Below are 24,928 nucleotides of genomic sequence, written 5' to 3'. Positions count from 1 at the left end.
GTTCAATCTGAGCCAGGATCAAACTCTTCAGTTCAAACCTGTTACTGTTTTCGGGCTCTTTCGAACCCGGTCGCTCACTCAACGTACTGACGAATGATCCTTCCATCTCTCGACAGAAAAACCTTCCTTTCATTACTGTGTGAGACTTGATACTTTCGCTTNNCGCCAGATNCCGAANAACCCGGCTCGCNTCGCGCATCAAGCGCCCACACTTATCGGCTGCTAGTTTTTAAAGATCGGTCCGCTCACTCCGCAGCGCCTGCTTCAACTACCCGGCACCGCTTCGTTCTGCGTTGCTGCATCAGCAGCAGAGAAGCGAGATTATGAAGACTCTTTCATGGTTCGTCAACTGTATTTTTTGCTTTCGCTTAAAACATCGTTCACGCCATTGCCGCTGGTTTCCGCCGCGGCTCCTCGTTCGCAGACGAGGAGCGAAATACTAGGTCACGCACAGCCTGATGACAAGGGTTCGCTCGAAACTTTTTGGCGGCTCACGGTTCACCTGAGCGCCGAACTCACGATTGCGCCAGTGGGAATCGCGTCGGCCATCGCCGCATAACCGGCATCGCTCGGATGAATGTGGTCGCCGCTATCGTATTGGCGCTGCAAACGGGCCGGCAGCGCCGGATCGCGCAGTGCGGCGTCAAAATCCACGACGCCGTCGAATGCATGGCTTGACCGGATCCACTGGTTGACGGCGAGCCGGATGTTTTCCCGCTCGGGCGCAAGCGCCGCAGGCGTCAACGTTCCTCCGAACACCTTCACTCCAGCATGCCGCGCGGTCGCGATGACCCTTTGATAGCCCGAGATCAGGTCGGCGGCCGTCACCGCAGCATGCGGGAAATCACAGTCCAGACCATTGCGCGCCGGCATCGCCGCGAAGTTGATGTCGTTGATACCGATTAGCAGCACGACCGCCTTGACGCCAGGCCGTTCGAGCACGTCTTGGCCAAAGCGCGTGACCAGCGCTTCGCCGTAGCAGGGAGAATCGTTCAGCAGCCGGTTGCCGCTGATACCGAGATTGATCACCGCCGTCGAGCGGCTTGCCGAACTGGCCAGCCGTCGCGCTAGCACGTCGGGCCAGCGGCGGTTCTGGTTCAGGCTGGAGCGCATGCCGTCCGTGATCGAATCGCCGATGGCCGCGATTGCCGTTGAATCAGGCGCCGCGTCCACGGACAGTCCCGTTACCCACAGATATTGCGTGAACCGTCCGCGGAACGCGGCTGCCGAAGCGTCCGCCGTGTGATTGCCGGGACTCGAAACGTAGTTCAGCTGGTTCGATACGCGGTGCCACGCCACGACGCGCTGCTGCGGCCCCATGAACGCGCTAATCGCGTAAGGCGCGCCTTGCGCAACGGCCATCACAATTGGATCGCTGTCTAGCTCGCGGCCCGGCGGGATGCTCACACTCGCCCTTCCACTGAACGTCACACGTGCGCCACCGGCCTCAGACACCGCCGCGCCGCCCGATGATCGAGCAATGCGCAAATCCTCGATCGTCAGTGGCGTCGCGCCGTACTTATTGCTGAGGTGGATCCGGGCAGAGCCTCCCGACAACGTTGGATAAACAATCTGCCGAACGGTGCGCCCAGCGACTTCCGGCGCCCGGTACAGTGGCGGCAGATCCGACCGCTGAGGGATGGCTTGCAGCGCGGTCGCCCACGCGGCGACCCAGTGCGCCGACGTTTCGGCGGCTGCGGCGGGCAGGGAAACTGCAAACTGGCAAAGTAGCGCAGCGCCGCATGCCGCGGCCAGGGAGCGAATGGTCATTCCAATATCTGACTTGAGGCGAAACGGGCATTGTGCACGATTGGCGCCGGCGGCCGCGACCGGGATCACCGGCCACGCCCGACCACCAGCATGCTTACCGCCCCGCCAGCGTCCCGCTCATCTTCAAGGCCAGAGCTTCGGCCACTTCGATTCCGTCGATAGCCGCTGAATAGATCCCGCCAGCGTAACCCGCTCCCTCTCCGGCCGGATACAGCCCTTCGACGTTCATGCTCTGATAGTCGTCCTTGCGGCGCACGCGGATCGGCGACGACGTCCGCGTCTCGACGCCCGTCAGCACGGCGTCATGCATCGCAAAGCCGGCAATCTTCTTCTCCATCTGCGGCAGAGCTTCACGGATCGCCTCGATGACGTAATCAGGAAGCGCCGTGCTCAGATCTGTGGGATGCACCCCTGGCTTATAGGACGGCACGACCGAACCGAGCGACGTGGACGGCCGCCCAGCAATGAAATCGCCAACCAGCTGACCCGGCGCCATATAGTTGCCGCCGCCGAGCTCGAACGCCCGCTCTTCCCATTTGCGTTGAAACGCGATGCCGGCGAGCGGCCCGCCGGGGTAGTCGTCGGGCGTAATGCCCACGACGATTCCCGCATTCGCATTGCGCTCGGCCCGCGAATACTGGCTCATGCCGTTGGTCACCACGCGCCCGGGCTCCGAGGTCGCCGCGACCACCGTGCCGCCGGGGCACATGCAGAAGCTGTACACCGCGCGCCCGTTGCTGCAGTGATGCACGACCTTGTAGTCCGCCGCGCCCAGTTGCTTGTGGCCGGCAAACTTGCCGAACCGGCTGCGGTCGATCACGCCTTGTGGGTGCTCGATCCGGAAGCCGAGCGAGAACGGCTTGGCTTCGATATAGACGCCCCGATCGTGCAGCATCTGGAAGGTGTCGCGCGCGCTGTGGCCGACCGCGAGCACGACGTGGTCGCAGCGCAGCGTCTCGCCCGTCGAGAGCTTGAGCCCGCGCACCTTGCCCTGATCGATGTCGATATCGTCCACCCGCGTCTGGAAACGCACTTCGCCGCCCAGCTCATGGATGGTCGCGCGCATTTTCTCGACCATGCTGACCAGACGGAAGGTGCCGATGTGTGGCCGGCTCAGATAAAGAATGTCCTCCGGCGCGCCGGCTCGCACGAACTCGTCCAGCACCTTGCGCCCGTAGTGCCTGGGGTCCTTGATCTGGCTGTAGAGCTTGCCGTCCGAAAACGTACCCGCGCCGCCTTCGCCGAACTGCACGTTCGACTCCGGGTTCAGCACCGACTTGCGCCACAGTCCGAAGGTGTCCTTGGTGCGCTCGCGCACCGCCTTGCCGCGCTCGAGGATGATCGGCCGGAAGCCCATTTGCGCGAGGATCAGCCCGGCGAACAACCCGCACGGCCCCATGCCGATCACTACCGGACGGGGCCCCGCGAACTGCGCCGGCGCCTTCGCGACGAACCGGTAAGTCATGTCGGGCGTGACTGCGCAATGCGGCACGTCGGCGATCCGTTTGAGCGCCGCGGCCTCGTCCGTCACCTCCACATCCACGATATAGGTGAGCTTGATGTCCGAGCGCTTGCGCGCGTCGTGCGCGCGCCGGAACACCGAGTAGCGGACGAGCCCGTCACGCGCCACACCGAGTTCCGCGAGCCGCGCGCGAACGGCGGCCTCTAGAGCGCTTTCGGGGTGATCGAGCGGGAGTTTGATTTCGCTTAGACGTAACATGAAGTACCGGAAATGCAGGGAGGGCCGCGGATCGCGGCCAATTCGCAATTTTATAGGTTCAGCGTCGGCGCGGGGCCTTGGCGCGAAAGCAAACCGGCGATGCACAGGTAGCCGTTCTATCGGTCACCGCGCGCCGTCTCAAAAAATTTATTAACCGACCGGTCGGTTGGCTTATACTGTGCGAACCAGACAACTTCCGCAGAAGAGCGTCCTCATGTACACGCAATCCCTGGATATTCCCGGCAATGTGGCTCCCTTGGAGTCAGGCGCAACGTCGCCGGAGCAGGCGCAGTTCGACGCCGTGATGGCCGCGGACGGCAAAATCGAACCGCAGGACTGGATGCCCGAGGCCTATCGCAAGACGTTGGTGCGGCAGATTTCGCAGCACGCGCATTCCGAGATTGTCGGCATGCTGCCGGAGGGCAACTGGATCACACGCGCGCCGAGCCTCAAGCGCAAGGCGATTCTGCTCGCCAAGGTGCAGGACGAAGCCGGCCACGGCCTCTATCTATATAGCGCGGCTGAGACGCTTGGCGTTTCGCGCGACCAACTGATCGCGGCGCTGCATTCGGGCAAGGCCAAATATTCGAGCATCTTCAATTACCCGACGCCCACGTGGGCGGATGTCGGCGTGATCGGCTGGCTGGTGGACGGCGCCGCGATCATGAACCAGATTCCGCTGTGCCGTTGCACTTACGGCCCTTACGCCCGCGCGATGATCCGCATCTGCAAGGAAGAGTCGTTCCACCAGCGCCAGGGGTTCGACGCGCTGATGGCGATGATGTCCGGCACCGAAGCGCAGCGCGAGCTGGTCCAGCAGGCGGTCAACCGCTGGTGGTGGCCGGTGCTGATGATGTTCGGCCCAAGCGACAAAGACTCGATCCACAGCAATCAGTCGTCGAAATGGGGCATCAAGCGCATTTCGAACGACGACCTGCGCCAGAAATTCGTCGACGCCACCGTCGACCAGGCCAAGGTGCTCGGCGTCACCCTGCCCGACCCGGAACTCAAGTGGAACGAGGCGCGCGGCCATTACGACTACGGCGACATCGACTGGGAAGAATTCTGGCGCGTGGTGAACGGCGACGGTCCATGCAATCGCGAGCGCCTCGGCACCCGCGTCAAAGCCCATAACGACGGCGCCTGGGTTCGCGAAGCCGCAATCGCCCACGCCGAAAAACAACGCCAACGCGCACAACAGCACGCCGCCTGACACACGCGGCGCGCCCTGCAAGGAATCAGGAGATCAGGATGAACAAGGAATGGCCGATTTGGGAAGTGTTCGTGCGCAGCAAGCAGGGACTCGACCATAAACACTGCGGCAGTCTGCACGCCGCCGACGCGCAAATGGCGCTGCGCATGGCGCGCGACGTTTATACGCGCCGCCAGGAAGGCGTAAGCATCTGGGTGGTGCCGTCTTCGGCGATCACGGCGTCTGCGCCGCAAGACAAGGCGGAGCTGTTCGAACCGGCCGGCGACAAGATCTACCGCCATCCGACGTTCTACACGCTCCCCGACGAAGTCAACCACATGTAAGCGGCCATGACTATCACGCCCGAACAACTGCAATACGTGCTGCGTCTCGCGGATACCGCGCTGATCCTCGGTCAGCGCAACGCCGAGTGGTGCGGCCACGGCCCGATTCTCGAAGAGGATATCGCGCTGTCCAACATGAGCCTCGACCTGATCGGCCAGGCGCGTCTGCTTTACACGCACGCGGCCTCGCTCGAGCAGCAGCTCACCGGCAAGACGCGTACCGAAGACGACTACGCGTACTTTCGCGCCGAGCGCGAGTTCGCCAATTACACGCTGGTCGAACTGCCCCATTACGGCCCGCTGTCGGCCACGGCACAGGCAGAGAAGGACTACGCGGTCACCATCGCGCGCAATTTCCTTTACTCGACGCTGATGGCGCATTTGTGGACGGCGCTCACGCAATCCACGGACGCGCAACTTGCCGCAATCGCCGCGAAGTCGATCAAGGAGACGAGCTACCACGTGCATCACGCAAGCGAATGGCTCGTGCGCCTGGGCGACGGCACGGAGGAATCGCACCGCCGCGCGCAGGCCGCGCTGGACTATCTGATGCCGTACACGCGCGAGTTTTTCAGCACGGACGCCGTCGAGGAAACAATCGCGGCCTCGGGCATCGGCCCGCTCACCGCCGATCTCGAAGCCGCCTGGCTCGACGACGTGCGCGCCACGCTCGAAGAAGCCACGCTCGCGCTCCCCGAGCCGCTCAAGCATGTGCCGACCGGCAAGCACGGCGAGCATTCCGAGCATATGGGCTTCGTGCTGGCCGAGATGCAAAGCCTCGCACGGCAGCATCCAGGCGCGACCTGGTGACCCCGGTAACTACGCCCGGCAACTGCGCCCCGTAACTGCGCCAAACCGACCATGACCATTTCGACTACGCCCCTCGCCGCCGACACCGACAGCACGCTCGAACGCGCGTGGGCGGTGCTCGAAACCGTGCCTGATCCAGAAATTCCAGTGGTGTCCATCCGCGAGCTCGGGATTCTGCGCGATGTGCGTCGGGCCGAGGACGGCACACTCGAGGTGGTGATCACGCCGACCTACTCGGGTTGCCCGGCCATGTCGCAGATCGCGGAAGACGTCGGTCACGCGCTCGACGTTGCCGGGCTCGCGCCCTATCGCGTCGCCACGGTGCTCGCGCCCGCATGGACCACCGACTGGATGACCGCAGAGGCACACGACAAGCTTCGCGCCTACGGCATTGCGCCGCCCACGGGCAATTGCGGATCGGCGAGCGCACGCGCATCCGGGCCGCAGGAAAAAGTGCTGCGCTTCATGCCGCGTGTGCTACCGGCGCCCTCCTGCCCACGTTGCGGCTCGGCGCATACCGAGCGTCTCGCGCAGTTCGGCTCGACCGCGTGCAAAGCCTTGTACCGCTGCCTCGACTGCCGCGAACCCTTCGACTATTTCAAACCATACTGACATGGCTACCCCGCAATTTCATCCGCTGCGTATTCGCGAAGTGCGGCCAGAAACCGCTGATGCGGTCTCGGTCGCCTTCGAAGTCCCCGCCGACCTGCGCGAGCTTTATCGCTTTACCCAAGGCCAGTTCGTCACGCTGAAAACGCACATCGACGGAGAAGAAACGCGCCGCTCCTATTCGATCTGCGTGGGCGTCACCGACTACGACCGCGACGGCGAACTGCGCATCGGCATCAAGCGAGTGCGCGGCGGCCGCTTCTCGAATTTTGCGTTCGACACGCTCCAGGCTGGCCACACCATCGAGGTCATGACGCCTGACGGTCGCTTCTTCACGCACCTGAACGCGGACCACGGCCAGCAATACGTCGCATTTGCGGGCGGCTCGGGCATCACGCCCGTGCTCGCCATCATCAAGACGACGCTCGAGGTTGAACCGCGCAGCACGTTCACGCTGATTTACGGCAATCGCAGCGTCGACCAGATCATGTTCGCGGAAGAACTCGAAGATCTAAAGAACCGCTTCATGAACCGCTTCGTGCTGTATCACGTGCTGTCGGACGACTTGCAGGACGTCGAACTGTTCAACGGCGTGCTCGACCAGACGAAATGCGCGGCGTTTCTCGAAAGTCTCGTGGCCGCCGATTCCATCGACGAAGCCTTTATCTGCGGCCCGGCGCCGATGATGGACGCCGCCGAAGCCGCGCTCAAAGCGGCCGGCGTGCCGCCCGAAAAAGTGCACGTGGAGCGCTTCGGCTCGCCGCTGCCGCAAGCCGGCGTGCCGCCCATCGAAATCACTGAAGACACGCCCGCAGCCGACCTCGAAATCGTGCTCGACGGCAAGCGCCGCAAGCTGCGCCTTCCGTACGAGGGTGTGAGCGTGCTCGACGTCGGCTTGCGCGCCGGACTCGCGCTGCCGTACGCTTGCAAAGGCGGCGTTTGCTGTACCTGCCGCGCCAAAGTGGTGGAAGGCGAAGTGAAGATGGAAAAGAACTACACGCTCGAGGAGCACGAGATCCGCGACGGGTTCGTGCTCACGTGCCAATGCCATCCCGTCAGCGATCGCGTCGTGGTGAGCTACGACGAACGTTGAGCGTGTCCGGCGCGCGCTGCGCCCCTTTGCTTTGAGCCGTACCGCGATCCGCTTACACTAGGGGCCGCTCGCCGTGGGACCATGCCGGTTCCGTCGGCGAGCGGCCCTTTGTCAATCGCCCTCTAAAAACCAGCCAAGGCCGATGAGCACGATCCACCTGACCAACGGCGACGTCGCCGCGGAATCATTGCGCACGGCGTTGCGCGAAGCGGGCCGCGACGATCGCGTGTACTCACTGCGCGACGATCTGGCGGTCGGCCCATTGCGCGGCATCGACGACAGCCCCGAAGCGCGCGCAGCATTCTGGGACCGCGTGAGCGCGGACACCAAACGCGACTTTGTCCGTGAATTCCGCGAGCAGGCGGCGGCGCTGGAGGCCATTGTGCGCGGCGAAGCGAACCTGGTCGTGTGGCATGGCGAAAGCGCATCCGATCAGTTGATGCTGCGCCGAGTCTGCTATTACCTGCGCAACCATCCGCAGCGCCTGAACGAAGTTCGCCTGTCGATTCGCGATCTCACGGACAGCGGCGCGTGGGCGTACGACCGGAAAGACCGGGCGACCTGCGTCGGCATGTTCGCGCCGACCGTGTTGCAGGCGCGCTTGCCCGATGCGGCGCCTATTTCCGTATTGCGTATCAGCCGGCTCGCGCTCGAATGGCAAGAAGCCAAGCATGCGAACGGCGAAACGCGGCGCTGGCGCGACAACACTTTCACGAGCGGCAGTTTTGCCGATCTCGACGCGCTAATACTGGAGCACGTCAGCGGCGACTGGCAGCCGGCCGCGCGCGTGGCCGCGCAAGTCATGACCGCCGAACTCGGGTTTCTCGTCAGCGACAGCATTGTGCTGTGGCGGTTGCGCGAAATGGCCGCCGTGCGCCGGATCAAGCTACGCGGCGACGCGAGCGCCTGGCGCACGCTCGAGCTGTGCGCGGCACTCTCACTCTGTTCACACGAATAAGCAGACAACTAGCAGACCATCATGGCCCGCACCCGAGCCCCCGACCACGAAACGCAGCGCGAACAGATTCTGGAGCTAGCCGCTGCCAAGTTTGCGCAGACGAGCTATCCCAGCACGTCCATGTCCGATCTGGCGGCCGCCAGCGGCACCTCGAAGGCGCGCCTTTATCACTATTACGAAAGCAAGGAAGCGATCCTGTTCGACTTGCTGGACCGCTACACCAAGCGGCTGATGCTGATCATCGCCGAGGTGGAGGGCGCAAGTCAGCGACGCGGCCTGACGGAGCGCGAGACGTTCGCGGAACTGATCCGCGCGTTCCTCTCGGAATATGAAACGTCGCACAGCCGGCACGTCGCGCTTCTTAACGACGTGAAGTATCTCGTCGACGCACAGCGCGAGGTGATTCTGAACCGCCAGCGCGACGTCGTAGCCGCGTTTGCGCGGCAACTCGCCCGGGCCTACCCCGAGCGCGCCACGCGGGAAAATCAGACGGCGCTCACGATGATGGTGTTCGGCATGATCAACTGGACGTTCACCTGGCTCAAGCCCGGCGGACGCATGGGTTATCGGGAATTTGCCGAGCAGGTGGTGAGCATGGTCGACCATGGGCTGGGTTCTGCAGCGGTGTGATTGCGCGGCACAGCAATATGCAGGGCAGCTAAGTCCACAAGTCGAATATTGAAGACACGCAGCACTGCACGCTCGTTCTTTTATATTTATTTTTAAGAATCAATCACTTGTCTTTCGCCCGCGAGAGATTTAGGCGCGAGCTTCAAATTTTGATACGGGTTTTCCCTAGTGCAGCGTCCGCGTTTCCGCTAGAATCGTTTTTGCGGTGCACCAACGCCGCATGATGACAAGGAGAACCTGACCATGAACATGATTACACCCCGCGCCGCCGAGCCGATCGTCGCGCACGATCGCGTGTCGCTGCCCGCCGGTCGTACGCCTGCTCTGGTCCGGGAACTCACCGCTGTTGACCGCGAGCGACTGTTGGCGCACTTCCTCGCACTCGACGAGGACGACCGTCTGCTGCGCTTCGGCCAGGTCGTGCCCGACCACGTCATTGAAAACTATGTGCGCGCCATCGACTTCACCCGCGACACCGTGTTCGGTGTGTTCGACGATCAACTGCAACTGACCGGCGTGGGCCACCTTGCTTACCTGCCGGCGGAAGGCGACAAGCGCACGGCGGAGTTCGGCGTTTCCGTGCTCGAGAGCGTGCGCGGTAAAGGTATCGGGTCCCGGCTGTTCGAGCGCGCGGCCATTCGCAGCCGCAACACGCATGTCACGACCCTCTACATGCATTGCCTGTCGCGCAATTCGACCATGATGCACATCGCGAAGAAAGCGGGCATGAAGATCGAGTATGCCTATGGCGAAGCAGACGCTTATCTGACGCTGCCGCCGGCTGACCAGACCAGCATCATCACTGAAATGCTGCAGGAGCAGGCCGCGGTGTTCGACTATGCCCTCAAGCGCCAGGCACGCCGTGCGTCCCGCTTGATCGAGACCTTCATGCCGGCGACCGCCGCCGCGTAAATCCGCGGGTATCCTCAAACAATTGAAAAGGGCAGCCTTAGCGCTGCCCTTTTTGTTTGCCACGCGCGTAGACCGCGTGTCGCGTCCGTATATCTACAAGATGGGCAGCGCCGTCGTCTCTTTAATGGTGTCGAGCGAGAAGCTCGTTTTGACGTCGATCACCGACGGATGATGCAGCAGTTGATCCTGCACGAACCGGGAAAAGTGCGCCATGTCTTCCACCTGAACCCGGAGCAAATAGTCCATGTCGCCGGTCATCGCGTGACAGGCCACCACTTCGGGCCAGGTCTGGACGGCCGCGCGGAATAGATCCGCATGGGTCGCCTCGCCACGCGGACTAAGCGCCGGACCACCGCGCTTTTCGAGCCGCACGTTGACGTACGCAAGCAGATCGAGCCCCAGGCGCTGAGCGTGGAGCAACGCGACGTAGCCGCGAATCACGCCCGTCTCTTCGAGCCGCCGGATGCGCCTCAAACACGGGCTCGGCGACAGGTTGATCCGCTCGGCGATCTCCTGGTTCGACAAGCGGCCGTTCTCCTGCAGGATGGTCAGAATACGCCGGTCGATCGCGTCTATCTCTATATTGGCCATCTTCTGCCGTAAAGTCGTGAAATTGAGCTAGAAAATAGCGCAACCCTACCCCCGCACGATTAAGTTCGCAAGTTTCCGGCGCGACTTGGCCTTTACACTTGCGTCATTCGGTCGCGCTCTTTCCCATTCCGCGCGATTCCGGGCGCCCCGCGCTCTCGACATGGAGACAGACAATGCAGGTTCCAACCTGGGAGAATCCCGTCGGCACCGACGGCTTCGAATTCATCGAATACACCGCGCCCGATCCCAAGGCGCTCGGCAAGCTCTTCGAGCAGATGGGTTTCACGGCTGTTGCGCGTCACCGTCATAAGGATGTGACGCTTTACCGCCAGGGCGAAATCAACTTTATTGTCAATGCGGAGCCGGATTCGTTCGCGCAACGCTTTGCGCGCCTGCACGGCCCGTCGATCTGCGCGATTGCGTTCCGGGTTCAGGACGCCGCGAAGGCCTACAAGCAGGCACTCGAAAAAGGCGCGTGGGGGTTCGACAACAAGACGGGCCCGATGGAGCTGAACATTCCGGCCATCAAGGGCATTGGCGACTCGCTCATCTATTTCGTAGACCGCTGGCGCGGCAAGAACGGCGCTGCACCGGGCAGCGTCGGCAACATCGACATCTACGACGTGGACTTCGAGCCGATTCCCGGCGCGAATCCCAACCCGGTCGGCCACGGCCTCACCTACATCGACCACCTGACGCACAACGTCCACCGTGGCCGCATGCAGGAATGGGCCGAGTTCTACGAGCGGCTCTTCAACTTCCGCGAAGTGCGTTACTTCGACATCGAGGGCAAGGTGACGGGCGTGAAGTCGAAAGCGATGACGTCGCCGTGCGGCAAGATCCGCATTCCGATCAACGAGGAAGGCTCGGAAACCGCCGGCCAGATCCAGGAATATCTGGACGCGTATCACGGCGAAGGGATCCAGCACATCGCGCTTGGCAGCAACGACATCTACCGGACCGTGGACGGCCTGCGCGCGTCGAAGATTTCGCTGCTCGATACCATCGACACTTACTATGAACTCGTCGACCGCCGCGTGCCGAACCACGGCGAGCCGCTCGAGGAACTGCGCAAACGCAAGATCCTGATCGACGGCGCCCCCGACGACCTGCTGCTGCAGATTTTCACCGAGAACCAGATCGGCCCGATCTTCTTCGAGATCATCCAGCGCAAAGGCAACCAGGGCTTCGGCGAAGGCAACTTCAAGGCGCTGTTCGAATCGATCGAGCTGGATCAGATCCGCCGCGGCGTGGTGCAGGACAAGGCTTGAACTACGAGCGCGCCGGCGGCCTCGCGCCGGACTCGCGCGCGGGGCGAGCAATGAGCGCTGATCGAACCGCTGATCTGAGGGCTGACGATAAGCGCTGACTATACGCTCCGAAAAAGCGCGCCGAAAAAACGCCAAGGGCGAGAATCGCACGATTCTCGCCCTTGGCGTTTGCGCCGCCGCCCGACTACGAGCGACGGCTACGTGAACCTAACGCGCAGCCTCAGCGGCGCGTCATGAATTCTGATCTTCCTTGCGCGACGCGCTCTCGCGCGAGATGCGATTGATGGCCACGCGCGCGGGCGCCACCAGCGCGGTGCGGCTGATCACGCCAGACGGCGCCGCCGTGCTCGCGTTAGAACGCACCGGCGCGCTCATGGCGAAAAAGGCGGCCGAAACCATCAGGAAGGTCTGGATATTTCTCGTGTTCATGCGTACTCCTTTTCTAACTGCCCTGTTGTCCTGAAGCGCCGCAACATGCGGCACGTTACACAGACATTGCTCACAGGTGCCGGTTAGACAGGTGCGCCCCACGCGGTTCCGCACAGTTGTAGCTTTTACAGCTTGTTACACCAAGGGCTCCGGCGAGCAGGCTGAACTTTGCAGGCCAGGCAATGCGCATAGAGGCGCACCGAACGCTTCAGCAAGAGGAAATTGGCGGCGTGCTGCGGCGGGTTTTTACCAGTGCTACCATCACTTAAAACACGTCAATATGGCGACCCCGGCCATACGCATTCACAAGATGCCGCGGCCCAAAAGTTTTGGCGATCCCAAACTGGGTGGAGGAGTACACATAATGAATGCCCCGCTAGACGCAGGTCAGCGAGCCTCGCTCGAAGCCGCTCTATCTTCCGTCACGCTCGACGACAAATACACCCTGGAACGCGGCCGCGCGTACATGAGCGGCATCCAGGCGCTGGTGCGTCTGCCGATGTTGCAGCAGGAACGCGACCGCGCCGCCGGCCTCAACACGGCCGGCTTCATCTCCGGCTACCGCGGATCGCCGCTCGGCGGACTCGACCAATCCCTTTGGAAGGCGAAACAGCATCTCGCCGCGCATCAGGTCGTGTTTCAGCCCGGCGTCAACGAAGACCTTGCGGCCACCGCCGTCTGGGGATCGCAGCAGGTCAATCTGTACCCCAGCGCCAGATACGACGGCGTGTTTTCGATGTGGTACGGCAAAGGCCCCGGCGTCGACCGTTCCGGCGACGTCTTCAAGCACGGCAATTCCGCGGGATCGTCGCGGCACGGCGGTGTGCTGGTGCTGGCCGGCGACGATCACGCAGCCAAATCATCGACGCTCGCGCATCAGTCGGAACACATCTTCAAGGCTTGTGGCCTGCCGGTGCTGTTTCCGTCGAACGTGCAGGAATATCTCGACTTCGGCTTGCACGGCTGGGCGATGAGTCGCTACTCGGGCCTATGGGTCGCGATGAAATGCGTGACCGACGTGGTGGAGTCGTCCGCTTCGGTGGATATCGACCCGCATCGCACGAAAATCGTGCTTCCGGAAGACTTCGCCATGCCCGAGGGCGGGCTCAACATTCGTTGGCCGGATCCGCCACTGGTTCAGGAAGCGCGTCTGCTCGACTACAAGTGGTACGCAGCGCTCGCCTACGTGCGCGCGAACAAGCTCGACCGCGTCGAAATCGATTCGCCACAGGCGCGCTTTGGCATCATGACGGGCGGCAAGGCGTATCTCGACGTGCGCCAGGCGCTCACCGACCTGGGTCTCGACGACGAAACGTGCGCGCGCATCGGCATTCGCCTGTACAAGGTTGGCTGTGTGTGGCCGCTCGAGGCGCAAGGCGCGCAAGCGTTCGCGCGCGGCCTGGACGAGATTCTGGTGGTCGAGGAAAAGCGTCAAATTCTCGAGTACGCGATCAAGGAAGAGCTGTACAACTGGCCGGATACGCAACGCCCACGCGTGTTCGGCAAGTTCGACGAGAAAGACGGCGCGGGCGGCGAATGGTCGGTGCCAATGGGCAACTGGCTGCTGCCGGCGCATTACGAACTGTCCCCTGCGATCATCGCGAAGGCAATCGCCGCGCGGCTCGCGAAATTTGATCTGCCGTCGGATGTGCGCGCGCGTATCGCCGCGCGCATCACCGTGATCGAAGCCAAGGAAAAGGCGCTCGCGCGCCCGCGCGTCGAAGTCGAGCGCAAGCCGTGGTTCTGCTCAGGCTGCCCGCACAACACGTCGACGAACGTGCCGGAAGGCTCGCGTGCGATGGCGGGCATCGGCTGCCATTACATGACGGTCTGGATGGACCGCAGCACCAGCACCTTCAGTCAGATGGGCGGCGAAGGCGTCGCGTGGATCGGCCAGGCGCCTTTCACCAACGACAAACACGTGTTCGCCAATCTCGGCGACGGCACGTACTTCCACTCGGGTCTGCTGGCGATTCGCGCGGCAATCGCCTCGAAGGCGAACATCACCTACAAGCTGCTCTACAACGACGCGGTGGCAATGACGGGCGGCCAGCCGGTCGACGGCGTGCTGACCGTACCGCAGATCACGCATCAGCTCGCCGCCGAAGGCGCGTCGAAAATCGTGATCGTGACGGACGAGCCCGAGAAATACTCCGCGAACGTCGGCCTCGCGCCGGGCATCGACATCCACCATCGCGACAAGCTGGATGAAGTGCAACGCCAGTTGCGCGAGGTTCCAGGCACCACGATCCTGATTTACGACCAGACCTGCGCCACCGAAAAACGTCGGCGCAGGAAACGCGGCGCATATCCGGACCCGGCGCGGCGCATCGTCATCAACGAGGCGGTGTGCGAAGGTTGCGGCGACTGCTCGGTGAAGTCGAACTGTCTGTCGGTCGAGCCGCTCGACACCGAATACGGCACCAAGCGGCAGATCAATCAGTCCACCTGCAACAAGGACTTTTCGTGCGTGAACGGCTTTTGCCCGAGCTTCGTGTCTGTCGAAGGCGGTCAGTTGCGCAAGCCGAAAGCAGCGTCCGGCATTGTGGGCGACGCCATGCCGCCGGTGCCGGAGCCGGCGCTGCCATCCATCGACCGTCCTTACGGCGTGCTTGTCACCGGCGTGGGCGGCACGGGCGTCGTGACGATCGGCGCACTGCTCGGCATGGCCGCGCATCTGGAGAACAAGGGCGTCACGGTGCTGGACGTCACCGGCCTCGCGCAGAAGGGCGGCGCCGTGATGAGCCACGTGCAGATTGCGAATCAGCCCGGGGACATCCACGCCACCCGCATTGCGATGGGCGAAGCGAGTCTCGTGATCGGCTGCGACGCGATTGTGACGGCAAGCGACGAATGCGTGTCGCGCATGCAAGCCGGTCAAACGCGCGTGGTGCTCAATAGCGCGCATACGCCGACCGCCGAACTCATCAAGAACCCGAACTGGCGCTTTCCGGGCAGCAGCACGGAAGCGGACGTGCGAGCGGGCGCAGGCGACGATTGCGTGGACACGGTGGACGCGAACCATTTCGCGGTCGCTCTGCTCGGCGACGCGATCTACACGAATCCGTTCGTGCTCGGCTACGCGTGGCAGCGCGGCTGGGTGCCGCTGACGTACCAGTCGCTGATGCGCGCAATCGAACTGAACAACGTGCAGGTCGAGAAGAACCGCGCGGCATTCGAATGGGGCCGTCGCGCGGCACATGATCCGGCGGCCGTGCGCAAATTCGCGCAATCGCAGGGCGCGGGCACTGGCGCCGCGGCTGACGCCACGAACAGCAAGATCATCTCGTTGCATACGCCCAAAGCACTCGACACGCTGATCGACAAACGCGCGGCCTACCTCGCAGCATGGCAAAACGACGCGTATGCCGCGCATTACCGCGCGCTGGTCTCGCAAGTGCGCGCTGCGGAATCGGCGCTCGACTCGGGCGACGGCCAACTGCCGCTCACCGAAGCCGTCGCGAAGAATCTGCCCAAGCTGATGGCCTACAAGGACGAGTATGAAGTCGCGCGCCTGTACAGCGATCCGGCGTTTATTGAAAAGCTGAAAGCGAACTTCGAGGGCGACTGGAAGCTGCACATTCATCTCGCGCCGCCGATGTTCTCGAAGAAGGACGCCCAAGGGCATCTGATCAAGAAGAAGTACGGCCCGTGGGTGTTCAGCGCAATGCATGTGCTCGCGAAGCTGAAGTTCCTGCGCGGCACCGCGCTCGATATCTTCGGCAAGACGGAGGAGCGACGCACCGAGCGCGCGCTGATTGGCGAGTATGAGGCGCTGGTTCGCGAACTGATTGGCGGGCTCACTGCGCAAAACCGCGAGCTGGCAGTTGAACTCGCCAATTTGCCGGACGGCATTCGCGGCTTCGGGCACATCAAGGAGAACAACCTGAAGGCTGTGCGCGTGAAGTGGAACGACCTGCTCACGCGCTGGCGCTCACCGCAAGCGCGAACGACGCAGCACGCCGCTTGACGGCAATCGCCACGCGCTGAGCGCGGTCCCCGGCGCGATGCGGTCCGCAACGCGCATAAAAAAACGCCACGGAACCCGTGTTTCGTGGCGTTTGTCTTTTCGCAAGCTTACTGAAGCTCGCGCTGTACGTACCGTTACGCCTACTTGCCGTTCACCGACTTGCGCGCGTTCGCCGAGGCCACCGCCGTCATGTTGATGATCCGACGCACGGTCGCAGCCGGCGTCAGCACATGGACCGGCTTTTCCGCGCCGAGCAGGAACGGGCCGACCGTCACGCCTTCGCCGCCGACCATCTTGAGCAGGTTGTAGGCAATGTTCGCCGCTTCGACGTTCGGCATGATCAGCAGATTGGCTTCGCCCGACAGAGTCGTGCCGGGGAATGCGGCCTTGCGGACCATTTCCGACAGCGCGGCGTCGCCGTGCATCTCACCGTCTATCTCGAGCGTGGGCGCGCGTTCGACAATCAGCTTACGAGCCGCAGCCATGCGTTGCGACGACGAAGACGGCGCGCTGCCGAAGTTCGAGTTGGACAGCAGCGCGACCTTCGGCGTAATGCCGAACTTCTCGATTTCGCGTGCAGCCAGCATGGTCATGTCGGCGAGCTGTTCCGCCGTGGGCACTTCGTTCACGTACGTGTCGCAGATGAACAGATTGCGGCCCGGCAGCATCAGCAGGTTCATCGCGGCGAAGTTCTGCACGTTGTCCGCCTTGCCCAGCACCTGCTCGATGAACTTCAGATGCGTGTGGTACTGGCCGATCATCCCGCAGATCATGCCGTCGGCTTCGCCCAGACGCACCAGGATAGCGCCGATCAGCGTGTTGAACTTGCGCATGGCGGCCTTCGCCACGTCCGGCGTCACGCCTTCGCGCGCGCCGAGCTCGTGATACGCCTGCCAGCATTGCTGGTAGCGCGGATCGTCTTCGGGATCGACGATCTCGAAGTCTTCGCCGCACTTGAGCTTCGAGCCCATCTTCTTCAGGCGCATTTCGATCACCGACGGACGGCCGACCAGAATCGGCTTGGCGATCTTTTCCAGCAGCACGAATTGCGCGGCGCGCAGCACGCGCTCGTCCTCGCCTTCGGCAAACACGATGCGCGCCGGCTCCGACTTCGCCGCGGCGAACACCGGACGCATCACCATGCCCGTGCGATACACGGTGGTGCCGAGCTCTTCGCGATACGCGTCCATGTCCTTGATCGGACGGGTCGCCACGCCCGAATCCATAGCCGCTTGCGCGACCGCGGGTGCGATCTTGATGATGAGGCGCGGATCGAACGGCTTCGGAATCAGATATTCCGGACCGAATTCGAGCGAATGTCCTTCGTATGCCTTCGCGACTTCATCGCCCTGATCAGTTTCTTCCGCGAGTTCGGCGATCGCGCGCACGCACGCGAGCTTCATTTCTTCCGTGATGGTGGTCGCGCCGACATCCAGCGCGCCGCGGAAAATGAACGGGAAGCACAGCACGTTGTTGACCTGGTTCGGGTAGTCCGAACGGCCGGTCGCGATGATGCAGTCCGGGCGCACCTTCTTCGCCTCTTCCGGGCGGATTTCCGGCTCCGGGTTGGCGAGCGCGAGAATCAGCGGCTGGGTGCCCATTTCGGCGACCATTTCAGGCTTCAGCACGCCGGCGCTGGAGCAACCGAGGAATACGTCCGCTCCGCGAATCGCGTCGGCGAGCGTGCGTGCCTCGGTGTTCGCCGCATAGCGTTCCTTCGACGGGTCGAGGTTGCCACGGCCTTCGTAGATCACGCCCTTCGAGTCGATGACGAGAATGTTCTCTTTCGACAAACCCAGGTTCACGAGCAGATCGAGACAGGCGATGGCCGCCGCGCCCGCGCCCGAGCAGACCAGTTTCACGCTGTCGAGTTGCTTGCCGACCACTTTCAGGCCGTTCAGAATGGCCGCCGACGCGATGATCGCCGTGCCGTGCTGATCGTCGTGGAAGACCGGAATCTTCATGCGCTCGCGCAGCTTCTTCTCAATGTAGAAGCACTCCGGCGCCTTGATGTCTTCCAGATTGATGCCGCCGAGCGTGGGCTCGAGCATTGCAATGGCTTCGACCAGCTTGTCCGGATCGGATTCGGACAGCTCGATGTCGAACACGTCGATGCCGGCGAACTTCTTGAAGAGACAGCCCTTGCCTTCCATGACCGGCTTCGCTGCGAGCGGGCCGATGTTGCCGAGGCCGAGCACGGCCGTGCCGTTCGTGATCACGCCGACGAGGTTGCCGCGCGAGGTGTACTTCTGCGCGTCGAGCGGCTCGTCGTAAATCGCCATGCAGGCCGCTGCCACGCCCGGCGAGTACGCGAGCGAAAGGTCAAGCTGGTTCGACAGCGGCTTGGTTGGCGTGACCGAGATCTTGCCTGGCTTCGGATTCTGGTGATAGGCGAGAGCGCTTTGCTTCAGTTGTTCGTCCATTTTTTGCCTGCGAGACGTAAGAAATTGGGCCCGGCACACCGCACGTCCGGCGACGCTTCCTGTATCGAATGGGTAATCGACCGAGGCGCTTTTCGCGTGCGCCAGTTGGGCGCGGCGTCGGTCCTCGGCGGAGGGCGGGACGGTGCGGAGTGCTACGCGGGTCGGTTAGTGTACACCCCGCGGGTGTCGATGCACCGACTGGTTAACGCGGCTCGCCACGGGCGAAACAGCCCGCCAGTCATGCTGCGCCGCCGCATCGGCGACGCCTCGCGCAGTGGTCGATGCAGCGCATTGCGGCGTCCCGGTGGCTCGGTTGTGCGACCCTGAAAGCGCGTGGCTGGGCCGCCTGCGCCGCGGGCCGCCTTCGGCTGACAAGAGCCGCGACGCCTCGGCTCGCCCGGCTGCCCCTCGGCGATCGCAGCAACCGGGATTGCGTTCGCGCCCGCATGACAGCCTCCTGCGAAGAGCCCGTTTCGGGTAAAATGTCGGCCTACGCGCGCAGCAAAACCGGCCAGCATCCACTGGCCGGCTGCATATTCCGCCCAGCACGGCGCGGCATATCCCGCTTGCTGCGCCACCGGGCTTCGCGCCCGCTTCTCCCCGCTCAACCCCAAGGATCCGCCCCATGACAGGCTTCGATCGCCAGACGATCTCCGACACCACCGCCAAGATGCTGCTCGAAGTGCAAGCAGTGCACTTCAACGCGGAGAAACCGTACATTTTCACGTCCGGCTGGGCGAGCCCGGTTTATATCGATTGCCGCAAGCTGATCTCCTACCCGCGCGTGCGCCGCGGCCTGATGGAAATGGCGGAAAGCACGATTCTGCGCGACGTCGGCTATGAGCAGATCGACGCCGTGGCCGGCGGCGAAACGGCGGGCATTCCGTTCGCAGCGTGGCTGTCGGACCGCCTGATGGTGCCGATGCAATACGTGCGCAAGAAGCCGAAGGGCTTTGGCCGCAATGCGCAGATCGAGGGTCTCCTGACCGAAGGTCAGCGTGTCCTGCTGGTGGAAGACCTGACCACGGACAGCCGCAGCAAGATCAACTTCATCAATGCGCTGCGCACGGCCGGCGCCACGGTGAATCACTGCTTCGTGCTGTTTCACTACAGCATCTTCAAGGAAAGCGTGTCGGTGCTGAAAGACATCGACGTCGATCTGCACGCGCTCGCGACCTGGTGGGACGTGCTGCGCGTTGCCAAGGAAAACAAGTATTTCGACAGCAAGACGCTCGACGAAGTGGAAAAATTCCTGCACGCGCCGGCTGAATGGTCGGCGGCGCATGGCGGCGCAACCTCGACGCCGCAATAAGCCAGGCGCCGCTGTCACCCATCGGCCCAAACAGAAAGGCCGCCTGTCTCCCGACAGGCGGCCTTTTTTGTTTCATCTTCGTGCGCGGGCTCGTGCTGTTTCAGCGAGACGAGACGGCCCATGTGCTGCTAGACCACGTCCCCCGTATCTTCCGCGGAGTGCGACGACAGGTTCAGCAGGCCATTGCTTTGCGCGTACTGGAACAGTTCCGAGTCACGGTCGATACCGAGCTTGCGCATTGCCGTGTTCTTCTGCGTGCTGATTGTCTTGATGCTGCGGTTCAATTGCTCGGAAATTTCCTTGATGGTCATTCCCGACACGAACAGGCGCACGACCTCCAATTCGCGCCTCGACAGCATGACCTCGTCGCTCCTGCCACCGGCGTTCATGCGCAGCGCATCAAGCGAGGCCTTGACCGACGGACTGAGATATTCCAGATGCCGGCTCACATGCTGGACCGCCAGCCCGATGTGGCTCAGGTCGTCGGACTTGTTCACGACCGAGGTCACGCCGAGCTCGCGCAGCCGTTGCAGCAATGCGGCGTTTTCCAGCATCGTCAGCACGACGATCGGGAGGTTGGAAAAATTGCGGCGCAGATAGCCGATCAACGGCAAGCCGTCGCCGAACTGGCCGCCTGGCATGGCGAGATCGGTGACGAGCACGTCGCACGCGGTGGTTTGCAGCATTTTGATCAGTTCGGTCGACTGCCTCGCTCTCGCTACCACCTGAATGCCGGGAAATTTGAGCAAAGCCTGTTCGGCGCCGAATAGGATGACCGGATGATCGTCGGCGATGACGACCTTGACTAAGTCTTGCATTGCCCGTACCTCGACAGGAAAACCCCTCTCCAAAACTTCAGACATTCTTTGTTGTTCTTACTGTTTAGTTCGACATAATAGGAACACGGGCCATATCGCGTAAATTGTTCCGACTATAGCCGATTTTAGGCTTGCAATCCGCCCCGACGCACAACAATGATGCATCGTACAGCTAATGTTAGACTTGATTCGCTCTTGAGACACAGAATCGAGACAATAAACTTCGCGAGGCCAGCGCCCCGCGCCTTCGCAGCGACCTGATGCTGCACCGCATCCGGGAGGGCGCGAGGCGTCGACTCGGATCGACACAGGAGAACCGGCACATGCGTCTGCGTTGCCTGGTTGTTTCGCACGCTTCACCGTTTCGCCGACTGCCGGTTTTTGCCTACGCCATGCTCGGCCTGGCGCTGTGGGTCGCGCATGGTGCGCGAGCTCGGGCCGAGGGCACATTTTCTCTGACCAGCGCCAGTTTCAGTGCGGGCGGCACCGTCAGTTCTCCGCAGGTTTTCGACCAGGGCGACTGCAAGGGCGGCAACCGCTCGCCGCAATTGACGTGGCGCGACGCGCCGCACGGCACGCGCGGTTTCGCGATTACGATGTTCGACCCCGACGCGCCGGGACGCGGCTGGTGGCACTGGGCGGTTGCCGGCATTCCGGCGAGCGTCGCCAGCCTGCCCGAGAATGCAAGCGCATCCGGCTTCCTGAGAAGGCTCGGCGCCGTGGAAGCCCGCAACGACTTCGACAGCGACGGCTATGGCGGACCGTGTCCGCCGCCGGGCAAACCGCACCGCTATGTGATTACCGTGTATGCGCTGAACTCCGCGGACCTTCGCCTCGCGCAAGGCCGCCCGGCGCTGATGTTCGATCACGAGATCGGTACGGCGACGCTCGGCAGTGCCAGGATGGTGGTGAATTACGGGCGGTAGGAATGCGCGGCCGACGTGACGCGTGCCGGCCGGCGTGATTGCGCCGACCTGTGTCTTAAGACCTTTCTCACGAGTGACCGCGCTGTGTCCGCGCCCGCCACGCGGGCCCTCGCGCCCCACGGTCACGCCGCTGTCACTTCGTGCGAGCATCGTCGCTTTTCCGCTCTTTTTTGCGCCGTTTTTCCGCACTTGCGCACGCCCATGCCGATCAAGTCTTAAAATGGCGTTTTCGCGCGGCGTTGCGCGCCGTTTCCCGAGCAGCCAGTGAGATTGAGATGAGCACGAAAGTTTTTGTCGACGGACAGGAAGGCACGACCGGCCTGAAGATTTTCGAGTACCTGTCGCAGCGTGCGGACGTGGAAATTCTGCGTATCGACGAAGCGAAGCGCAAAGACATCGAGGAGCGCCGCCGTCTGATCAATGCGTCGGACGTTACGTTCCTGTGCCTGCCCGACGTCGCCTCGCGCGAGTCGGCTTCGCTCGTCGACAATGAGCGCACGGTGCTGATCGACGCGAGCACGGCGTTTCGCACGTCGGCGGACTGGGCTTACGGCCTGCCCGAACTCGCTCGCGCGCAGCGCGAGCGCCTGCGCACGGCCAAACGCATTGCCGTGCCGGGCTGCCATGCATCGGCTTTTGTGCTCGCCATGCGCCCGCTCGTGGAAGGCGGCGTGGTCGCGCCGGAGTTCGACGCCCATGCGTATTCGATCACCGGCTACAGCGGCGGCGGCAAGAAAATGATTGCGGACTACGAAGCCGGCGGCAACGACAGGCTGAAGAGCCCGCGGCCTTATGCACTCGGCCTCACGCACAAGCATCTGCCGGAAATGGCGGCGCATACAGGGTTGAAGTCGGCGCCGGTGTTCACGCCCATCGTCGGGGACTTCTACAAGGGCCTTGCGGTGACCACCTACTTTTCGCCGCGCCAGCTCGCCAAGAAAACCACGCCTCAAGAAGTGCAGGCGCTGCTCGCCGAGTACTACGCAGGCGAAGCTTTCGTGCGCGTTGCGCCGTTCGACGCAGAAGCGAACCTCGACAGCGGCTTCTTCGACGTGCAGGCGAACAATGACACAAATCGTGTCGATCTCTTCGTGTTCGGCACGGCCGAGCGCTTCGTAACCGTCGCGCGTCTGGACAATCTCGGCAAGGGTGCTTCGGGTGCGGCGATTCAGTGTATGAATCTCGCCATCGGCGCCGCCGAGGAAAGCGGTTTGAAGCGCTAACGAAAGTTTAAATAGCGCGGCAATTCACCGTTTGTCAGCTTTACGAAAGCCGGTCTTAAAGACCGGCTTTTTTGTTTTAAACCCGCAGAGTGCCCGCTTTCTTTAACAGATAATCAGTAGAAGCCCGTATTACTTAAAAAATAGAAAGCGGACTACATCGGAATTTTTGCGGTAAGTCTTCCTTCCGGCGACTCATACGGCATAGTTTTCCGCCTGGGGAAACTCCGGATTTTTTGCCGAACGGTCGTTCGAAGATGATGGAGCCATTTTGCTCCAAGGCATGCCAGGCAAGGGCGTGCGGAGAAACAACGGCACTGCCTTGCGAGCCCGATCCGCGTTTCTGTTTAAAAGGGCCGCTAGCGCCCATGCACTGCGCGTGTCGCCAAAATACCGCTGTTTGAATCGGCCTTTTTAGACGGCTCATTCAATTGACAGGCATTAATCGCGCGGCGAAATTAGCTCGCACAAATACATGAAGGGAGACAGCAACATGGCGGACGCCGTTATTCGAGGCCTGGCAATGGCTATTGCCACGACTCCTTTTCTAATTGCCTGTGGCGGCGGCAAATCGGACAATCCCGGCCCGATCAATGCGCCGCAGTGCTCAGGTTCGAGTTGCGGTGTGCAGGGTCCGCCCGCTTCGAGCGGCACGTCGGCCGCGTTGTGCCCGGCGACCGCCGATATCGTCAAAAGCACCTTTCTGGGTGGCGCCGGCAGTGGCGAGGTGGTCCAGTTGAACATCGACGCCACCGCGATGACCTACACGCTGAAATGGCTCGAGTCGCCGATTCCGCTGCGCACCGGCAGCGTCACGCCGACCCGCGCCGGCACACAAATCACAGGCGCGGTAATTCATCCGCCAACCGGCACGCTGCCGACTGCCGAGCAAACACGTTGCGCTTTCATTCTGGGCGCAGGCAGCGGCACGGCGGCCGGCGACGGCCAGCCTTACACGACGCCGGACTTCACCAACAACCCCAATCCGCCGATGATCCTGGTCGGCCAGGGCGTGGCAGGCGGCGGAATTCCCGGCGCGACGATCCAGTTCGACGGGCTGTCCATTCCGTTGATCGGCTCGGGCATCGGCGCGGTGCCGAACCGCCACTTCGACTTTTACCCGTTCCTCGGCTTCGCCAGCACCACCACCGACATCACCAGGCTGCCAGGCACGTACAACGGCTTGCTGTATCACCTCGCGCCGTCCGGCAATTATTCGACAGTCGCGACGAACACCGTGGAAACCTTCGACGCGAGCGGTACCTGCACGAGCAGCAACGCCGCGAACCCGAATTACTCGCCGAATGCAGGCGGTTGCCTCTCGACCGGCAACCCATGGACGCTCAACAGCAACGGCTACTTCGACAGCCAGCAGGCGCCGCAGATCGTGCAGCAGTTCCAGTTGCCGCTGATCGGCGCGACCGGCAAATCGGGCACCGCGCACATGGTGCTCGGCCAGATCAACGGCGCCACGGTGCCGCTCATCGTGCGCACCGGCTACATCAACCTGGGCACGGCGCCGCTTCATCTGGACGCCAAGGTCGACGACGAATCCGGCATCGCGATGCTCGCCGCCGCCACACCGCTCGCATCCGGCGGGTTCGACGGCGGCTATGTCGGCGCGGACTCCAACTTCAGGTACACCGCAACGCTCATCCAGGGCGGCGTCGGCACGTTCATCAATCCGACCACCTCGGCGGCCGAAAGCGGCTTTGGCCTCGGCTATGGGCTCGCGAGCCCAGGGCTCGTCGGCGTGCAGGACAAGAACGGCAAGAGCGGCTTCGCAATCGCGTCCGGCGGCCTGTACGCCATTGCGATTCAGGGCACCGAAAACGGCGGCGTCGCGCCGACATCGGCCAACTCCGACACGTCGAGCACGCCGTATTTCGGTATCGGCGCGCAGATCAGCAAGTAGTCGACGCAACACGGC

Annotated in this window: 20 protein-coding genes; 14 read left to right on the top strand and 6 right to left on the bottom strand. The window is 62.7% G+C overall.

Annotated elements, in window-relative coordinates; translation table 11 throughout:
- Nucleotides 1–498: 498 nt before the first annotated feature.
- Nucleotides 499–1,770, bottom strand: coding sequence for an SGNH/GDSL hydrolase family protein (locus F757_RS0124435; RefSeq protein ID WP_027213677.1), 1,272 nt, complete (start codon nucleotides 1,768–1,770; stop codon nucleotides 499–501).
- A 94-nt stretch (nucleotides 1,771–1,864) separates the two neighbouring features.
- Complete coding sequence (locus F757_RS0124430; RefSeq protein ID WP_027213676.1) at nucleotides 1,865–3,490, bottom strand: NAD(P)/FAD-dependent oxidoreductase; 1,626 nt, start codon at nucleotides 3,488–3,490, stop codon at nucleotides 1,865–1,867.
- A gap of 214 nt (nucleotides 3,491–3,704) precedes the next feature.
- On the opposite strand from F757_RS0124430, the gene paaA reads away from it, so the two are divergent.
- The 8 genes from paaA (at nucleotide 3,705) to F757_RS0124390 (ending at nucleotide 10,038) form a co-directional block, all read left to right on the top strand.
- Entirely contained in the window at nucleotides 3,705–4,703 is a 999-nt protein-coding gene (gene paaA, locus F757_RS0124425; protein WP_027213675.1) for a 1,2-phenylacetyl-CoA epoxidase subunit PaaA, read from the top strand.
- A gap of 38 nt (nucleotides 4,704–4,741) precedes the next feature.
- Nucleotides 4,742–5,026: a 1,2-phenylacetyl-CoA epoxidase subunit PaaB gene (paaB, locus tag F757_RS0124420; protein ID WP_013340753.1), complete on the top strand. Its 285-nt coding sequence runs from the start codon at nucleotides 4,742–4,744 to the stop codon at nucleotides 5,024–5,026.
- A 6-nt stretch (nucleotides 5,027–5,032) separates the two neighbouring features.
- The gene (gene paaC / locus F757_RS0124415; RefSeq protein WP_027213674.1) at nucleotides 5,033–5,836 is read left to right on the top strand and encodes a 1,2-phenylacetyl-CoA epoxidase subunit PaaC; all 804 of its coding nucleotides are present in this window, start codon (nucleotides 5,033–5,035) and stop codon (nucleotides 5,834–5,836) included.
- A 51-nt stretch (nucleotides 5,837–5,887) separates the two neighbouring features.
- Nucleotides 5,888–6,448, top strand: a complete 561-nt coding sequence (gene paaD, locus F757_RS0124410; RefSeq protein WP_027213673.1) for a 1,2-phenylacetyl-CoA epoxidase subunit PaaD — start codon at nucleotides 5,888–5,890, stop codon at nucleotides 6,446–6,448.
- Nucleotide 6,449: 1 nt separating this feature from the next.
- A complete protein-coding gene (paaE, locus tag F757_RS0124405; RefSeq protein ID WP_027213672.1) occupies nucleotides 6,450–7,538 on the top strand; it encodes a 1,2-phenylacetyl-CoA epoxidase subunit PaaE in 1,089 nt (362 codons plus the stop codon).
- Nucleotides 7,539–7,680: 142 nt separating this feature from the next.
- Entirely contained in the window at nucleotides 7,681–8,496 is an 816-nt protein-coding gene (locus F757_RS0124400) for a DUF1835 domain-containing protein (protein ID WP_027213671.1), read from the top strand.
- Between the two features lie 21 nt (nucleotides 8,497–8,517).
- A complete protein-coding gene (locus F757_RS0124395; RefSeq protein ID WP_027213670.1) occupies nucleotides 8,518–9,126 on the top strand; it encodes a TetR/AcrR family transcriptional regulator in 609 nt (202 codons plus the stop codon).
- Nucleotides 9,127–9,369: 243 nt separating this feature from the next.
- Complete coding sequence (locus tag F757_RS0124390; protein WP_027213669.1) at nucleotides 9,370–10,038, top strand: GNAT family N-acetyltransferase; 669 nt, start codon at nucleotides 9,370–9,372, stop codon at nucleotides 10,036–10,038.
- A gap of 93 nt (nucleotides 10,039–10,131) precedes the next feature.
- On the opposite strand, the gene F757_RS0124385 is transcribed toward F757_RS0124390, so the two are convergent.
- Nucleotides 10,132–10,629, bottom strand: a complete 498-nt coding sequence (locus tag F757_RS0124385) for an Lrp/AsnC family transcriptional regulator (protein WP_027213668.1) — start codon at nucleotides 10,627–10,629, stop codon at nucleotides 10,132–10,134.
- Nucleotides 10,630–10,802: 173 nt separating this feature from the next.
- On the opposite strand from F757_RS0124385, the gene hppD reads away from it, so the two are divergent.
- Nucleotides 10,803–11,900, top strand: a complete 1,098-nt coding sequence (gene hppD, locus F757_RS0124380; protein ID WP_027213667.1) for a 4-hydroxyphenylpyruvate dioxygenase — start codon at nucleotides 10,803–10,805, stop codon at nucleotides 11,898–11,900.
- A gap of 231 nt (nucleotides 11,901–12,131) precedes the next feature.
- Here hppD and F757_RS0124375 read toward each other — a convergent pair whose 3' ends face one another.
- Nucleotides 12,132–12,329, bottom strand: a complete 198-nt coding sequence (locus tag F757_RS0124375; RefSeq protein ID WP_027213666.1) for a hypothetical protein — start codon at nucleotides 12,327–12,329, stop codon at nucleotides 12,132–12,134.
- Nucleotides 12,330–12,693: 364 nt separating this feature from the next.
- Here F757_RS0124375 and F757_RS0124370 point away from each other — a divergent pair, with 364 nt between their 5' ends.
- On the top strand, nucleotides 12,694–16,299 hold the full coding sequence (locus F757_RS0124370) for an indolepyruvate ferredoxin oxidoreductase family protein (protein ID WP_027213665.1): 3,606 nt from the start codon (nucleotides 12,694–12,696) through the stop codon (nucleotides 16,297–16,299).
- 140 nt (nucleotides 16,300–16,439) lie between these two features.
- Here the strand turns inward: F757_RS0124370 and F757_RS0124365 are convergent, their stop codons facing one another.
- A complete protein-coding gene (locus tag F757_RS0124365) occupies nucleotides 16,440–18,722 on the bottom strand; it encodes an NADP-dependent malic enzyme (RefSeq protein WP_027213664.1) in 2,283 nt (760 codons plus the stop codon).
- A gap of 625 nt (nucleotides 18,723–19,347) precedes the next feature.
- On the opposite strand from F757_RS0124365, the gene F757_RS0124360 reads away from it, so the two are divergent.
- Nucleotides 19,348–20,034: an orotate phosphoribosyltransferase gene (locus tag F757_RS0124360; protein WP_027213663.1), complete on the top strand. Its 687-nt coding sequence runs from the start codon at nucleotides 19,348–19,350 to the stop codon at nucleotides 20,032–20,034.
- A 128-nt stretch (nucleotides 20,035–20,162) separates the two neighbouring features.
- Here F757_RS0124360 and F757_RS0124355 read toward each other — a convergent pair whose 3' ends face one another.
- Nucleotides 20,163–20,852 carry a response regulator gene (locus F757_RS0124355; RefSeq protein WP_027213662.1) on the bottom strand — a complete coding sequence of 230 codons (690 nt, stop codon included), beginning with the start codon at nucleotides 20,850–20,852 and terminating at the stop codon, nucleotides 20,163–20,165.
- A 323-nt stretch (nucleotides 20,853–21,175) separates the two neighbouring features.
- Between F757_RS0124355 and F757_RS0124350 the strand changes: the two genes are divergently transcribed.
- The 3 genes from F757_RS0124350 (at nucleotide 21,176) to F757_RS0124340 (ending at nucleotide 24,913) form a co-directional block, all read left to right on the top strand.
- Nucleotides 21,176–21,778 (top strand): YbhB/YbcL family Raf kinase inhibitor-like protein, encoded by a 603-nt coding sequence (locus F757_RS0124350; RefSeq protein ID WP_035467445.1) that lies wholly within the window; start codon nucleotides 21,176–21,178, stop codon nucleotides 21,776–21,778.
- Nucleotides 21,779–22,053: 275 nt separating this feature from the next.
- A complete protein-coding gene (argC, locus tag F757_RS0124345) occupies nucleotides 22,054–23,001 on the top strand; it encodes an N-acetyl-gamma-glutamyl-phosphate reductase (protein WP_027213660.1) in 948 nt (315 codons plus the stop codon).
- 490 nt (nucleotides 23,002–23,491) lie between these two features.
- Complete coding sequence (locus tag F757_RS0124340) at nucleotides 23,492–24,913, top strand: DUF2957 domain-containing protein (RefSeq protein ID WP_027213659.1); 1,422 nt, start codon at nucleotides 23,492–23,494, stop codon at nucleotides 24,911–24,913.
- Nucleotides 24,914–24,928 lie beyond the last annotated feature (15 nt).

It is taken from the genome of Burkholderia sp. WSM2232 (assembly GCF_000472545.1).
In the GTDB taxonomy this organism is placed as follows: domain Bacteria; phylum Pseudomonadota; class Gammaproteobacteria; order Burkholderiales; family Burkholderiaceae; genus Paraburkholderia.
This window is presented reverse-complemented; position numbering and strand designations above follow the sequence as displayed.

Coding starts and splice junctions, on each gene's coding strand:
- F757_RS0124390 (WP_027213669.1), top strand. CDS start 9,370: ATGAACATGATTACACCCCGCGCCGCCGAGCCGATCGTCGCGCACGAT.
- F757_RS0124350 (WP_035467445.1), top strand. CDS start 21,176: ATGCGTCTGCGTTGCCTGGTTGTTTCGCACGCTTCACCGTTTCGCCGA.
- paaB (WP_013340753.1), top strand. CDS start 4,742: ATGAACAAGGAATGGCCGATTTGGGAAGTGTTCGTGCGCAGCAAGCAG.
- paaC (WP_027213674.1), top strand. CDS start 5,033: ATGACTATCACGCCCGAACAACTGCAATACGTGCTGCGTCTCGCGGAT.
- F757_RS0124400 (WP_027213671.1), top strand. CDS start 7,681: ATGAGCACGATCCACCTGACCAACGGCGACGTCGCCGCGGAATCATTG.
- F757_RS0124340 (WP_027213659.1), top strand. CDS start 23,492: ATGGCGGACGCCGTTATTCGAGGCCTGGCAATGGCTATTGCCACGACT.
- F757_RS0124360 (WP_027213663.1), top strand. CDS start 19,348: ATGACAGGCTTCGATCGCCAGACGATCTCCGACACCACCGCCAAGATG.
- F757_RS0124395 (WP_027213670.1), top strand. CDS start 8,518: ATGGCCCGCACCCGAGCCCCCGACCACGAAACGCAGCGCGAACAGATT.
- paaE (WP_027213672.1), top strand. CDS start 6,450: ATGGCTACCCCGCAATTTCATCCGCTGCGTATTCGCGAAGTGCGGCCA.
- argC (WP_027213660.1), top strand. CDS start 22,054: ATGAGCACGAAAGTTTTTGTCGACGGACAGGAAGGCACGACCGGCCTG.
- paaD (WP_027213673.1), top strand. CDS start 5,888: ATGACCATTTCGACTACGCCCCTCGCCGCCGACACCGACAGCACGCTC.
- F757_RS0124430 (WP_027213676.1), bottom strand. CDS start 3,490: ATGTTACGTCTAAGCGAAATCAAACTCCCGCTCGATCACCCCGAAAGC.
- F757_RS0124435 (WP_027213677.1), bottom strand. CDS start 1,770: ATGACCATTCGCTCCCTGGCCGCGGCATGCGGCGCTGCGCTACTTTGC.
- F757_RS0124370 (WP_027213665.1), top strand. CDS start 12,694: ATGAATGCCCCGCTAGACGCAGGTCAGCGAGCCTCGCTCGAAGCCGCT.
- F757_RS0124375 (WP_027213666.1), bottom strand. CDS start 12,329: ATGAACACGAGAAATATCCAGACCTTCCTGATGGTTTCGGCCGCCTTT.
- paaA (WP_027213675.1), top strand. CDS start 3,705: ATGTACACGCAATCCCTGGATATTCCCGGCAATGTGGCTCCCTTGGAG.
- F757_RS0124365 (WP_027213664.1), bottom strand. CDS start 18,722: ATGGACGAACAACTGAAGCAAAGCGCTCTCGCCTATCACCAGAATCCG.
- F757_RS0124355 (WP_027213662.1), bottom strand. CDS start 20,852: ATGCAAGACTTAGTCAAGGTCGTCATCGCCGACGATCATCCGGTCATC.
- F757_RS0124385 (WP_027213668.1), bottom strand. CDS start 10,629: ATGGCCAATATAGAGATAGACGCGATCGACCGGCGTATTCTGACCATC.
- hppD (WP_027213667.1), top strand. CDS start 10,803: ATGCAGGTTCCAACCTGGGAGAATCCCGTCGGCACCGACGGCTTCGAA.